Genomic DNA, 12,833 nt, shown 5'->3' on the forward strand with positions numbered 1-12,833 from the left:
CATTTTGACGGCATGCCGAGGCGGAGTAAAAGGCTTTCCGCCTGTTCCCGGTTCCCATGTCCGGCCGGACCAGTTCAGTCCGTTCTTCGCAAGGGGGTGGCAGGCAGTCGGCGAGGCGATTGTTCTCATTTTCTGGTCTTTTTTCGGCTGGGAGGCGATCTGCAACCTGGCGGACCGATTCGCGCGTCCGGAGAAGGACAAGGTCCGGAGCGCCATGATCAGTGCGGCGATCACGGGAGCGGTATTCCTGGCACTGAGCTTCGTGACCATCGGCAGCGGAACCTACGGAAGTCCGGAAACCGATTCCGTGCCCCTCGGCATCATGCTGGGCCGCTCCCTCGGCCTCGCCGCGCAATACGCCACGACCGTTCTGGCGTTCATCATTTGCACGGGCACCGTGAACGCGTATGTCGCCAGTCTGGCGCAGCTCGGGTATGCCTTGAGCCCGGACAAGGCCTTTCCCGCTTGGCTCCACTATCAACACCCGCGCACCGGAACGCCGACAAGGGTCGTCTGGCTGGTCGTTCTCTTTGCGTGCGCCGGCAATGCGTTTTCCACGCTGTTTCATGTTCATTTCACGCAATTGTTGTTTATTCCAAACTCGCTGGGGATGGTCGTCTATGTGTTGCTTGGCTGAGCGGACTGATTTCCCTTGTCATGCTGTGTGCGTTCATCCCTTATCTGGGCATTCACGTGATGCTGCCCATCCTGGTTTCGATCTTGTATATTTTGTATAAGAGAAAAAGCATGACAGGAACAATCGCGATCCGGCGCAACGGGACGAGGAGAGGCGACAGGCATGCGGATGCAACCTGAAAATCAGTGGGACGCGGTGATCTCGTGCCGCGCGGAATATGACGGGATCTTCTACTATGGCGTGAAAACAACGGGGATTTTCTGCCGTCCGTCCTGCAAATCGAAAACGCCGAAACGGGAAAATGTGGATTTCTTTGCCAGCGCCCGGGAAGCGATGGAGAAAGGATACCGCCCGTGCAAACGATGCCGACCCGACCTGCTGGAGGCGGCGTATGATCCCCATGAGCAATGGGTTCGGGAGGTGCGTGAACTGCTGGAAAAGGAGTACCACAGCATGTGGACGCTCGACAGGCTGGCCAGACGCGTGGGCATGAGCGCCTTTCATCTGCAGCGGATGTTCAAGAAATATACGGGGGTCAGCCCGAAACAGTATCTGAACCGGATTCGCGTGGAAGAGGCGAAACGTCTGCTGGCGGGCACCGGTCAGACGATCACCGAAATCTGTTTCGCCGTCGGCTTCCCCGGACTCACCCCGTTTTACCAGGTTTTCCGCCGGATCACCGGCCTGACTCCGCGGGCGTATCGGAAGCTTTGCTGCCGCAAGTAAGCGGGCGAAGACCCGCTTACGGCTTCCGCCGCGGGGCGGGCCTTCGCGCCTTCAGCTCCAGTTCTGGATTTCGATGAAATTGCCTTCCGGATCGGCCGCATACACGACGGTCAACGTCCCGATTCCTTCGTACTCCCGGGTGACGACTTCCCCGAGCGGCTTCCCGCCGTGCTCGATCAGGCGGTTCAACGTCAGTGTCAAGCTAGCGTGGGCAGTCATTTAAGATGCTTGGAACGCGAACCCCAAAGGAAACCTCTTCCTTGTAAGCGCTTTGCTTCGTTCTTTCATCAAATAAAAGTGATTTGTCAGAATTTTTTGCCATTATCCGCGAAGAGCTTTGAGTGCCATACCCGTTGTGCTGCTTTGCTTCGGTCCTTGCAGCATGCGAATCATTCCAGCGATACAACCCTTGACTGGTTGCGTCACGTTCTTGAGCAATTGCCGCATGTTTATTGGCTGTTGTGACGTTGCTTTGCATACTCGCATGTCCTTCAACCGTTCTTACAACCATGCCGGCTTCTTTAATCCTCATCATTGTCCACAGCATCGCCCTGACGCCTCGCTCACTCCAACTGTACCCGCCACGCTTCGTCCGCTTGGCGAATATGCGCATCTGCGATTCCGCGCTTCCCATCGGGCGCATACCGCTTGTGTCGATCCCCTTCACCTGGAGTGTTTTTCGGTAGTCGTCCAAATGCTTCTCGTGCCGCTTCAGATAGCTTTTATACTGCTTCCAATCCTTCCGGTTCTCTTCCGCTATCTCTTGCTCCGCTACGCTTTCTAAGGCCGCTATAAGCGCGGCTGCGTCCTGTTTGGCCAGCGACCGTCTCACGGTCTCCCACACCTTCGGTAAATGTCCGACAAAACGTTTCAAATCACGCGCCACATGAAAGCGGTCCAGCATGTACAGGCATTGGTGAAAGTAGGATGTACATTCCCCGATCCACCCCGCGCCGTCTCCGTTCACCACAAGCCACGTGTTCTCGTCGATTTCGTAACGCTCCACCAGAAAGTCCCCGAACCCTTCCCAGAAGTCGCCGCCGCTCGTATGCAGGTAATGCTGTTTATTCTTCAGCCGCACTCGCTTGCCGCTCTTCTCCCAGCCTTCGTGTACGACAGCGATTGCGTTCTCCATCCCACGCTTCTTGCTCCGCTGCAGCTTCGTGTATAGCCCATCCACTTCCACGAACAATACTCGCGCTGGGCGTCGCTTCACCTCAGACATCGGCTGTTCCGCACGCTCAATCAGTTTTTCCCTGATCGCTTGGTGGCTCAGCACATTGTATCCCAGGAGCTGCTCCAGCCGCTTAGCGCTGTCCCGGTACGACGGTCCTTGGCTCGCGAATGCGATTGCTGTCTCTTCCAGATGCGGACTGACTTTCCCTCGCCCTTTGAATTGCAACAGCTGATCCAGCAGATACACGTGTTTGCCGCTTCTACGGTCACAGTACAATCTCCGTTTGAAGCGCACGTTCCCAAACACCGTGTTGACGCTTGTTTCACGCTCGTCCTTTACTCGATAATGCTCTCGGTCCCGTTGCTCCAGGATCTGCTGATCCTGTACCTCCAGCACCTGCTTCATCGCACGAGCGAATTCCTCCTGCATTTTCCGAAATATCCATTGCTCAATCTCTTTCATTGTCAGCATTGTTGTGGTAATGTTGCTCACAGGAGCTTCCTCCTTCTTGGTGTGTTGTGGACAAACATCACTTTACCAAGGGAGAAGCTCTTTTTCTATGTCCGCTTTTTCCAATTCCTACACCCACGAAGATTTTACACTAACCGCACATTGTTGATCGGGTATCTCGATTGCTATACTCAATTATAATGGCGGTCAGGAGGGATTTTGTGAATCATCAGACAATCAGAGCACAACTGATGGAATTGGCGGATGAGCAGTATCGGAAGTTCTCGTCGTCGCTGATCCCGAACATCGGCATCGATCGCATCCTGGGCGTCCGGCTGCCGGCGCTGCGCAAGCTGGCGAAGTCGATCGCGAGAGGCGATTTGGGCGATTGGCGCGCCTATCTCCGGCACACCGACAATCTCTATTTCGAAGAGACGATGCTGCAGGGGATGGTCATCGGTTACGCCAAAGCCGATCTCGAGGAGAAATTGCGCCATGCGGCCGCATTCGTGCCGCGCATCGACAACTGGTCCGTCTGCGACAGTTTCTGCAACGGGCTGAAGTTCGCGAAGGAGCACAAGCAGCGGGTATGGGAGTTCCTGCAGCCGTATCTGGCCTCCGACCGGGAATACGAGATTCGTTTCGGCGTCGTCATGCTGCTCCAATATTTCACGGATGACGAATATCTCGACCGCGTGCTGCAATGGTTCGACCGCATCCGGCACGAGGGCTACTATGTCAAAATGGCCGTCGCGTGGGCCGTCTCGGTCTGCTATGTCCATGCCCCCGAGCGGACCATGGCGTATTTGCAGGACAATGCGCTGGACGACTTCACCTTCAACAAGGCGCTGCAGAAAACCATCGAATCGCTGCGCGTCGATGCGGAAACGAAGAATATGCTGCGCGGCATGAAGCGCAAATCGGGAACAGCACGCCGTTCATCTCAACACTGACAACCTGTGTCCGTGTTGTCGTTTTATAATCGAGCCATGACCGGCCGAAGGAGGGATGGCGGAAGTGGCAAGCTCCGTTTTCAGACAGGCTGTCAAGGAAGCGACGGGCGTCTCGTGGGAGGCGTGGATCGCAAGGCTCGAGCGGGAAATCGACCCGATGTGGCCGCACGATCAGATGAAAAATCATATTTGCGAGACCTGGCGGCTCACGGACGAATGGGGCGAATGGCTGGCCGTTCTGTACGGGCAAAGGCTGGGCCGCACGCCGGTCGGCGTCACGAAGGACGCGGGCGTGCAGATCGGCGTTCGCCGGACGCTCGCGGCAAGCAAGGAGCGGATATGGAACTTCATGCTCTCCTCCGGCGGACGCAAGCTCTGGATCGGCAGCGTCCCGGAATTCCGATTGGAGAAAGGATTCGAGTTCACATCCGCGGAAGGCGTGACGGGCAAGCTGACGGTCATCGAGCCGCTCCGCAAGCTGCGGATGACCTGGAAACGGCCGGAATGGGAGCGGCCGTCCCGGCTGCAGCTGTATGTCCTGCCCGCGAGCCAGGGCAAGACGACCGTCGCGATCCATCAGGAAATGCTCGAAGACGTCTATATCCGGGAATTGATGCGGCGGCATTGGGAAGAAGCGCTGCGCAGGATCCAACAGGAAACGGAGGGAGCGCCGTGAACAAGTACAGCCATATCGATCTCCGGGTGAACGCTTGGGAGAAAGTCCGCGCGTTTTACGGGCAGCGGCCTTGACCGGGTTTCCGCCGTTTTCCCGCCCGCTCCGGATCGGCCGGCTGCCTTCCGTCCCCGTGCGGGCGGTTCGCCTCTTTTGCCGCCCTTTTTCCTGCAGCCCGGGAACAAGGCGAAAGTGATCCGGCCCGGGGATCTGCGCAATGCGCAAGAATCTGGTGCATTTGTGCACCAGATCCGCCCATTACGCGCGCCAACTGCCCCGATCTGGTGCATTTGTGCACCAGATCCGCCCATTACGCGCGCCAACCGCCCCGATCTGGTGCATTTGTGCACCAGATTCGCCCATTACGCGTGCCAACCGCCCCGATATGGTGCATATGTGCACCAGATTCGCCCGCTCGCGCGCCAACCGCCCCGATCTGGTGCATTTGTGCACCAGATCCGCCTATTACGCGCGCCAACTGCCCCGATCTGGTGCATTTGTGCACCAAAAAAAAGGGAACCCGGCTATTCCAGGTCCCCTTGACGCTTCATGCCTATTGCGACTCATCGAAACTTCCGGTTTGAAAATACCGCGCCAGCTTGACGACGAGCGAGCCGATCCGCTGGTCGGAAGGCTGAAGCACCGGCGCCACCCCTTCCTCTTCCAGCGCCTCCGCCGTCACCTTCCCGACGGCGGCCGCCAGCACGTCTCCCGACAGCCGGCTGCGCAGCATCTCCTTCATCCCGAACCGGCCGGCCATCTCGAACAGATAGCGCACCTGCAGCGCGCTCGTGAACGCCACGGCGTCGAATTTCCGCTCCTGCAGTTCTTCCAGGAACGACCGGATGTCGGATTCCGGAGGAGGCACGTGGATATAGGGCATGAGTGTCTCCACGACCGCTCCGTTGTCCTCCAGCCATCGCAGCAGCCGCTCGGGCCGCTCCCCGTGAAGCTGCACGACGACCTTCCGTCCGTCCAGCTGCGGCGCTTCGCCGAACGCGCGCATCAGACCGGCGGATGTGCCGTCATCGTCGGATACGGCCGGCGAAATCGCCCATTCCTTGAGAAACTTGCGCGTCTTGTAGCCGCGGGCGGCCACCCGGGCCGCCCGGAGCAGGCGGAGCCAGTCCCACAGCATGTCGGATTGCCGCGCCACATCCAGCAGCCGCTGCGCCCCCTGACCGGTGGTGAAGATCACCCAGTCCGCTCCTTCGTCGATCACACGCCGCATCGCCGGTCCGATCTCCTCCTCGTCGGTCAGAATCGTCCCTTGGGCGGGACGGATGTACGCCACGCCGCCGAAATTGGCCACCAGCTGTTTCACCTCGTCCTGCTTGCGGGCGCCGGTAACCGCGATCTGTTTTCCCTCAAGGCTGAGCATCTCTCTCCCCCCTTTCACGTCAGCCGAGACCCAGCAGCCGCCGAACTTCGAGCGGCAGCGGGTCCGCCCGGAACGACTTGAGGCTGTACACCGCGAATGCGCGGGTGACCGGGTTCAACGACCGGTCGGGCACCGCGAGCGAGATTCGCTGCATCAGGGGGGAGCCGTCGAGCTCGAGCTTCTTCACCTTGCGGCTCCTGAGCTCTTCGCGGACGGCGGATTCCGGAAGGAACGCCGCCCCCATGCCGGCCAGCAGCATCTGCTTCATTCCGCTGACGTGATCCATCTCCATCACATGCGCCGGCCGGAACGCCTCCTGCCGGAACCGGCTCTCGATCAGATCGCGCGTGTCGTCGTCGCGCCTGCCGACGATGAACGTCTCGTCCCGCAGATCGTGGAGCGATACCACTTCCCGGGACGCGAGCGGATGCAGCCGGTGCACGAACAGGTGAAGCTCCTCGCTGTAGAGCGGCACCAGCCGGACATGCGGCCTTGCGGCCGTGCCGTGCACAAACCCCAGGTCCGCCACCTGATCCTGCAGCCATTCAAGGATCGCCGGCGTCGAGCCGGTCAATACCTGGATATGCACCCCGTTCTCCTGCCGGTCGAAGCGGGCCAGCAGATCCGGCAATGCGCAGGTGTTGAACATCGAGGTTCCGGCAATCTTCAGGGAACGTTCGAACGACTCGTGCTGCAGCCGGGTCAGTCCGGCCGCCAGCACCTGGAGCGCCCGTTCCGCATAGGAGCGGAACACTTCGCCCGCAGGGGTCAGCACGGCTTCGTGTCCGGCACGGATGATCAGATGCTCGCCCAGTTCCTCTTCGAGCTGCTGCATGCGGGCGGTCACCGTCGGCTGGGAAACGCCCAGCTTGCGGGACGCCCCGACGAGGCTCCGTTCCGACGACACCGCCATAAACGTGGTCAGTTGCTGCAAGTCCACTTTCCTTCTCCTCCCCGCCGATTCCCGCCGTTCACGAAGCGAACGCTTCCTGCAGCAAGTAATCCCTGAATTGCGCCGCCACCCGGCGCATCGGGAGGCTCCGGTGGCTGACCATGTAGGCGTCCCGATGGATCGGGAGCGCCGGCCTCAAGGCAGCCGTCCGGAGCCGGCCGGACTTCACGTCCTCTTGAACGGCAAGCAGCGGGCTGAAAGTGTAGCCGATGTCCCGGTACACGAACTGCTTCATGGTCTCCGGATGATCGGCGGTCACCGCCTGAGGAAACGCCGTCTTCTGCCGGGCGAACCACTGGCGGATCCGCCCCCATTCATCCGAAGGCTGGCCGGGGGCGATGAGCCGGTGCTCCGTCAGATCCCGGGCCGTGAGCACCCCCTTGTCCGCGAGCGGGTGCCGGGGAGAGAAAACCGGGATCACGGGCGATGAACAGATTTTCATCGCCTTGACCCCCTTGTGGACGACCGGCCCCTGAATCAGGCCGATGTCCACCTTGCCGTTCATGACCCAATCGATGATGATCGAACTGTCCGTAAGCATCACGTTGGTGTGGACGTCCGGATATTTTTCCCGGTACAGCGCCATCACCTGCGGCAGGAACCAGGTGCCGATCTCCGCGTCCGCCGCAATCAGCGCGGGCTGCTCCCGCGACTTCAGACGCTTCACCTCGGCCGCGCCTTCCTCCAGCAGGTCGAGCGACCGCATCAGGTAGCCGAGCAGCAGCTCGCCCTTGGGCGTAAGGGCGACACCTTTCCCGGAGCGCTCCACCAGATTCGCGTCCAGCTCCTTGCCGAGCGCCCGGATCCGGCTGTTCACGGTCGACGGGCTGACCCCCATCGCCTCGGCCGCCCTCGAAATGCTGCCATGTTCCGCCACACATACGAACGTCCGGATCTGATCAACATCGATCTTCAAATTCGACAACATGCGCGCCGTTCATCCCGCTTCTGTCCAGTTTGCTTCATCGAGTAGAATATAGATCTTGCCGCCTTCGATTTCAACATCATAAGTCCGTACGCAGCCGCGGTCCGGCGCCTGCACCCGGCCGTCCGTCACATCGATTTTCCAGTCATGCAGCGGACAGAAGACGTACTTGCCGCTGACGATGCCTTCCGACAGCGGACCGCCCTTGTGGGGGCAGCGGTTCTCGATCGCATGGAACGACCCGTCCGACAAATGGAACACCGCGAACTGGCGTCCGTTCAGAAACACCGACCTGGCGCCGCATCTCGGAATGTCCTCCGCGTTTCCGATCCAGTATCTGGGCATGGTCCTCTCTCCTTTCGCTCCGCCTCAGCCGATCGTGATCGGTTCGAACTGCTTTCTGAGCTCGGGGTTTTCCACCCGTTCCTTCCACGGATCCTTCGTCACGGACAGCGCGACGTCCAGCCGTTCGTTCAGCTCCCGGCGCGTCTCCGGATCGGCCAGCACATCCTGCACGTGCTTCAGACCGACGCGCTCGATCCAGTGCGAAGTCCGTTCCAGGTACTGCGCGTTCTCCCGGTAATATTGGAGAAAAGCCCCCGACCATTCGAGCACTTCCTCCGGCGACTTGACCGTCACGAGCAGTTCCGCCGCCCGCAGCTCCACGCCGCCGTTGCCGCCCACGTAGATCTCCCAGCCGCCTTCGATGGCGACCACGCCAATATCCTTGATGCCGGACTCGGCGCAGTTCCGCGGGCAGCCGGAGACCGCCATCTTCACCTTGTGCGGCGTGTACAGCCGCTCGAACTTCCGCTCCATGTCGATGCCCATCTGGATGGAGTCCTGCGTGCCGAACCGGCAAAACGTCGAACCGACGCACGTCTTGACCGTCCGGATCGCCTTGCCGTAGGCGTAGCCCGACGGCATGTCGAGTTCTCCCCAGATTTTCGGAAGATCTTCTTTCTTGACGCCGAGCAGGTCGATCCGCTGGCCGCCGGTCACCTTGACCATGCGCACGTTGTATTTCTCCGCCACGTCCGCGATCTTGCGTAGCTGTTCCGGACTCGTCACGCCGCCGTACATCCGCGGCACGACCGAGAACGTGCCGTCGTTCTGGATGTTGGCGTGAACCCGCTCGTTGATGAAGCGGGAATCCGATTCGTCCTCGTAATCTTCCGGGAACAGCATCCCGAGGTAGTAGTTGAGCGCCGGACGGCATTTCGAGCAGCCTTCCGGATTGCTCCAGCCGAGCACGTGCATCACTTCGCGGGTCGAGCGCAGCCCTTTCGCCCGAATTTCCCGGCGAACCTCGTCATGCGACAGCGTCGTGCAGCCGCACATGCCCGCCTTGACCGGCGCCGCTGCCGCGGACTCGCCGAGCTCGCTGAGCATATGCTGCAGAATCTCCGCCACCTGGCCCTTGCATCGGCCGCAGGAACGGGACGCGTTGGTGCAGCCTTTGATCTGCTCCACCGTCGTGCAGCCCCGGTTCCGGATCGCGTCCACGATCACGCCCTTGGACACGCCGTTGCAGCCGCAGATCATCTCGTCGTCGGGCACGGACGCCCAATCCGTGCCGGCCGCCGCTTCATCGGCGCCGCCGAACAGACTGAGCTTGCCGAACGCGCTGATGTCCGCCCGCTTGTGGATCAGGGAGAAAAGCTTCTGCCCGTCCGATGTGTCGCCGAACAGCACCGCGCCGACCACCCGATTGCCCCGGACGAGAATTTTCTTGTATATGCCCTGGGCCTCATCATGGATGCGGATGGCGCGCGTATTGCCTCCGTCCCGGAACTCGCCCGCCGAATAGACATCCACGCCGGACACCTTGAGCGAGGTAAACGTGACCGACCCGGTGTACGGGTCGGTCGGCACGCCGGCGAGATGTTTCGCCAGCACCTGCCCCTGCTCGTACAGCGGCGCCACCAGCCCGTACACGATCTCCCGGTGCTCCGCGCATTCGCCCACCGCGTAGATGTCCGGATCGCTCGTCTGCATGTAGTCGTTCACGACGATCCCGCGGTTCACCTCGAGGCCGCTTCGCTTGGCCATCTCCACATTGGGCCGGATGCCGACCGCCATGACGACGAGATCCGCCTTCTCGGTCGAGCCGTCCGCGAACATGACGCCCTTCACCCGCTTGCGGCCCATAATTTTCGTCGTCTGCTTCGACAGCAGGAAACGCATGCCCTGCTTCTCCAGTTCCGCCTGCAGCATGATCGCCGCCGTCTCGTCCAGCTGCCGCTCCATCAAGTGGTGGAAAATGTGCACGACCGTAACGTCCATTTTCAGGTTGAGCAGCCCTCTCGCCGCCTCGAGCCCGAGCAGACCGCCGCCGATGACGACCGCCTTCCGGTAATGGCGGGCCGTCTCCATCATCGTCTCGCAATCCTTGATGTCGCGGAACGCGATGACGCCTTCCTTGTCCGCACCCGGCAGCGGCAGCATGAACGGCAGCGACCCCGTGGCGACGATCAGCTTGTCGTAAGGGATTTCCCGGCCTTTGTCGGTCAGCACCCGTTTCCGCTGCCGGTCGATCAGTGTCGCTTCCTCGCCGGTGTGCAGCGTGATGCCGTTCCGGCTGTACCATTCATAGGTGTTCAGGAAAATGTCATCGATCTTCTTATTGCCCTGCAGCACCGAGGACAGTTGGATGCGGTTGTAGTTCGGATACGGCTCCTTGCCGATGATCGTGATCTCGTACAGGCTCGGATCAGCTTTGAGCAGCTCTTCCACCGTACGGACTCCCGCCATGCCGTTGCCGATCAGAACCAGCTTTTTTCTCATAAGAAATGCCTCCCGTTATCATTGAAATGGCTTCAGCCGATCCGGTATACCGGCTCATCCGCGCGGACGTCCCGGGAGTAGAGCACGGTTGCGCCCGACCAGTGAATCTGTTCGAGCAGGTCGACGACGCGGCCGATCACCACGAGCGAAGGAGCCTTGAAGCCTCCCAGGGCGGCATCCTCCGCTGCATGTCCGAGCGTCGTCACGAGCGTCCGCTGTCCGGGCATCGTGCAATTCTCGATAATGGCTGTCGGCGTGTCCGCTTGTCGGCCGCCTTCTATCAGAAGGTCGCAGATGAGCGCGAGGTTTTTCATGCCCATATAGATGACGAGCGTGTCCGCCTGGGCCTGGCGCATGATGCGATCCGGGTCGACCGCCGGCTCGCCGCATTGCTTGTGTCCGGTGATCAGCGTCACCGACGAGGCTCCCGCCGTCCGGTCGGTCAGCGGAATGCCGGCGTACGCCGCGGCCGCCGCGGCCGCCGTCACGCCCGGCACCACTTCGATCGGCACGCCGTGCCTCCGGCAGTAGGCCGCTTCTTCGCCGCCCCGGCCGAAAATGAACGGGTCCCCGCCCTTCAGCCGGACGACGCGCTTCCCTTCCCGCGCCTTCCGCACCAGCAGCGCGTTGATCTCCTCCTGCTTCATCGCGTGGCCGTGCGGCGATTTGCCGCAGTAGATCCGCTCGGCGTGCTCGCCTGCTTCATCCAGGAGCGCGGGACCCGCCAGCCGGTCGTACACGATGCAGTCCGCCTCCCGGATCAGCTCCAGCCCGCGGACGGTGATCAGCTTCTCGTGCCCCGGTCCGGCGCCGACCAAATAGACCTTGCCCGGCCCGCCGCTCATTTCGCTTCTACCGCCTGACCCGCGGTCGGCAGGGCGGCGGCGGTTGCTGCGGGCTTGACGGCCGACGCTTCGCGCGAGCGGTGGGCGGCGTACATCGCCATGCCGGTGAACAGGAGCCCGCCGGCCAGGTTGCCCAGCAGCACCGGGATCTGGTTCCAGAGCCACCAGTCCGCAACGCTCACATCGGCGCCCAGCATCATGCCGGCCGGAATGACGAACATGTTCACAACCGCGTGTTCGAACCCTTGCGCGAAGAAGGTCAGAATCGGCAGCCACATGGCGACGATCTTGCCGGACGTCGAGCCGGACGTCATGCCCATCACCACGCCCATCGTCACCATCCAGTTGCACAGGATCGCCTTCACGAACACGATCCCCCATCCGGACGCCCCGAGCGCCTCGTAAGCGATCGTCTTCGCTTCCGCCGCCTGGATGAGCCGCTGGGCCATGGCCACGTCCATGTTGCTGCCCATCGCCGTTACCGCAATGCCGTACAGACAGGCGTACATCGCGCACCCCAGCAGGTGGCCGACCGACACCCACGCCCAGTTGGCCAGCATGCTGCCGGCCGTCGCTTTCCGTTCCTTGACCGCCAGCGGGATCAGCGCGAAGTTGCCCGTCACGAGTTCCATTCCCAGCAGTACGATCATGACAAAGCCGACCGGAAAGAGCAGCGCACCGACAATCGGCGTCGTCTCGAGCGCCACCTGGAACGCAAGCGTGGTGGCGAAAGCCAGCAATGCGCCGCCCAGAAAACCGCGCAGCACCAATTGGCGCGCCGGCAGCGCCGCCTTCCTGGCCCCGGCCTCCACCATCTGCTGCACGATCAGATCCGGCCTCACATACGTCATGTTCTCTCTCACTCCCATCCCTTATTGTGTTATAATTGTTTGCACATGATTATAAGATCTGTTGTCGTGATTTTCAATACGCATATCAGAAAATTCGCTTTTTATTTTGTTTATGGGGTATAATGGGTGTCTGTTTCTGGTGTCAACCTGCTTTGTTGGCCCGATAAGCCGTGATACAATTCTATCGTGTAATGTTTTATTACATAAATGTTGCCGGGAAGCACGGCGGCATCATGCTTTCCATGGATGGGATACAACCGGAGATCGGCTGAAAAACAACGCGAAGCAATTCACAATAACTCAACTTTCGCAGTATGAAATGGGCAAACAAGCCTTGATGTAGTTGGGTAAAGCTGCAATCCATTGCTGGAGTTGACGTTGAATCAGAGCCGAAAGCTTTTTTCCTGCTTTCGTTGCGATTTCGTTGATCAGATCGAGCAGTTGCTGCAAGGCGATCGCCCAGTCCAACGTGCCAA

Annotated in this window: 12 protein-coding genes and 2 pseudogenes; 4 read left to right on the forward strand and 10 right to left on the reverse strand. The window is 60.7% G+C overall.

The window, feature by feature from the left end:
* The first annotated feature begins 4 nt into the window (after positions 1–4).
* Entirely contained in the window at positions 5–637 is a 633-nt protein-coding gene (locus tag C6W55_RS17185) for an APC family permease (RefSeq protein WP_286894036.1), read from the forward strand.
* A 162-nt stretch (positions 638–799) separates the two neighbouring features.
* The gene (locus C6W55_RS17190; protein ID WP_286894037.1) at positions 800–1,363 is read left to right on the forward strand and encodes a bifunctional transcriptional activator/DNA repair enzyme AdaA; all 564 of its coding nucleotides are present in this window, start codon (positions 800–802) and stop codon (positions 1,361–1,363) included.
* A gap of 51 nt (positions 1,364–1,414) precedes the next feature.
* Here the strand turns inward: C6W55_RS17190 and C6W55_RS17195 are convergent, their stop codons facing one another.
* Positions 1,415–1,564, reverse strand: coding sequence for a VOC family protein (locus C6W55_RS17195; RefSeq protein ID WP_286894038.1), 150 nt, complete (start codon positions 1,562–1,564; stop codon positions 1,415–1,417).
* 120 nt (positions 1,565–1,684) lie between these two features.
* Positions 1,685–3,032, reverse strand: a pseudogene (locus C6W55_RS17200) (ISLre2-like element ISTco2 family transposase).
* Positions 3,033–3,190: 158 nt separating this feature from the next.
* Here C6W55_RS17200 and C6W55_RS17205 point away from each other — a divergent pair.
* Positions 3,191–3,943 (forward strand): DNA alkylation repair protein, encoded by a 753-nt coding sequence (locus C6W55_RS17205; protein WP_286894039.1) that lies wholly within the window; start codon positions 3,191–3,193, stop codon positions 3,941–3,943.
* 55 nt (positions 3,944–3,998) lie between these two features.
* Positions 3,999–4,619 carry an SRPBCC domain-containing protein gene (locus C6W55_RS17210; RefSeq protein WP_353682055.1) on the forward strand — a complete coding sequence of 207 codons (621 nt, stop codon included), beginning with the start codon at positions 3,999–4,001 and terminating at the stop codon, positions 4,617–4,619.
* Positions 4,620–5,169: 550 nt separating this feature from the next.
* On the opposite strand, the gene C6W55_RS17215 is transcribed toward C6W55_RS17210, so the two are convergent.
* From C6W55_RS17215 to C6W55_RS17250, 8 genes and pseudogenes are all read right to left on the reverse strand, one after another.
* Positions 5,170–5,997, reverse strand: a complete 828-nt coding sequence (locus C6W55_RS17215; RefSeq protein WP_286894040.1) for a uroporphyrinogen-III synthase — start codon at positions 5,995–5,997, stop codon at positions 5,170–5,172.
* A gap of 19 nt (positions 5,998–6,016) precedes the next feature.
* Positions 6,017–6,937 (reverse strand): LysR family transcriptional regulator, encoded by a 921-nt coding sequence (locus C6W55_RS17220; protein ID WP_286894042.1) that lies wholly within the window; start codon positions 6,935–6,937, stop codon positions 6,017–6,019.
* 31 nt (positions 6,938–6,968) lie between these two features.
* Complete coding sequence (locus C6W55_RS17225; protein WP_015255767.1) at positions 6,969–7,877, reverse strand: LysR family transcriptional regulator; 909 nt, start codon at positions 7,875–7,877, stop codon at positions 6,969–6,971.
* Positions 7,878–7,886: 9 nt separating this feature from the next.
* A complete protein-coding gene (nirD, locus tag C6W55_RS17230; protein ID WP_015255768.1) occupies positions 7,887–8,219 on the reverse strand; it encodes a nitrite reductase small subunit NirD in 333 nt (110 codons plus the stop codon).
* 24 nt (positions 8,220–8,243) lie between these two features.
* Positions 8,244–10,661: a nitrite reductase large subunit NirB gene (nirB, locus tag C6W55_RS17235; RefSeq protein ID WP_286894043.1), complete on the reverse strand. Its 2,418-nt coding sequence runs from the start codon at positions 10,659–10,661 to the stop codon at positions 8,244–8,246.
* 32 nt (positions 10,662–10,693) lie between these two features.
* Positions 10,694–11,506 (reverse strand): uroporphyrinogen-III C-methyltransferase, encoded by an 813-nt coding sequence (gene cobA / locus C6W55_RS17240; protein ID WP_286894044.1) that lies wholly within the window; start codon positions 11,504–11,506, stop codon positions 10,694–10,696.
* Entirely contained in the window at positions 11,503–12,357 is an 855-nt protein-coding gene (locus C6W55_RS17245; RefSeq protein ID WP_286894045.1) for a formate/nitrite transporter family protein, read from the reverse strand. Before C6W55_RS17245 ends, cobA begins: the two co-directional genes overlap by 4 nt.
* Before the next feature lie 300 nt (positions 12,358–12,657).
* Positions 12,658–12,833 (reverse strand): annotated as a pseudogene (locus tag C6W55_RS17250) (IS4 family transposase); the annotation flags it as partial.

Source organism: Thermobacillus sp. (assembly GCF_003390775.1).
Lineage (GTDB): Bacteria > Bacillota > Bacilli > Paenibacillales > Paenibacillaceae > Thermobacillus > Thermobacillus xylanilyticus.

Excerpts from the sequence above, each read along its gene's own strand:
- C6W55_RS17245 (WP_286894045.1), bottom strand. The coding sequence starts at position 12,357 with ATGACGTATGTGAGGCCGGATCTGATCGTGCAGCAGATGGTGGAGGCC.
- C6W55_RS17210 (WP_353682055.1), top strand. The coding sequence starts at position 3,999 with ATGGCGGAAGTGGCAAGCTCCGTTTTCAGACAGGCTGTCAAGGAAGCG.
- nirB (WP_286894043.1), bottom strand. The coding sequence starts at position 10,661 with ATGAGAAAAAAGCTGGTTCTGATCGGCAACGGCATGGCGGGAGTCCGT.
- cobA (WP_286894044.1), bottom strand. The coding sequence starts at position 11,506 with ATGAGCGGCGGGCCGGGCAAGGTCTATTTGGTCGGCGCCGGACCGGGG.
- nirD (WP_015255768.1), bottom strand. The coding sequence starts at position 8,219 with ATGCCCAGATACTGGATCGGAAACGCGGAGGACATTCCGAGATGCGGC.
- C6W55_RS17215 (WP_286894040.1), bottom strand. The coding sequence starts at position 5,997 with ATGCTCAGCCTTGAGGGAAAACAGATCGCGGTTACCGGCGCCCGCAAG.
- C6W55_RS17190 (WP_286894037.1), top strand. The coding sequence starts at position 800 with ATGCGGATGCAACCTGAAAATCAGTGGGACGCGGTGATCTCGTGCCGC.
- C6W55_RS17225 (WP_015255767.1), bottom strand. The coding sequence starts at position 7,877 with ATGTTGTCGAATTTGAAGATCGATGTTGATCAGATCCGGACGTTCGTA.
- C6W55_RS17205 (WP_286894039.1), top strand. The coding sequence starts at position 3,191 with ATGGCGGTCAGGAGGGATTTTGTGAATCATCAGACAATCAGAGCACAA.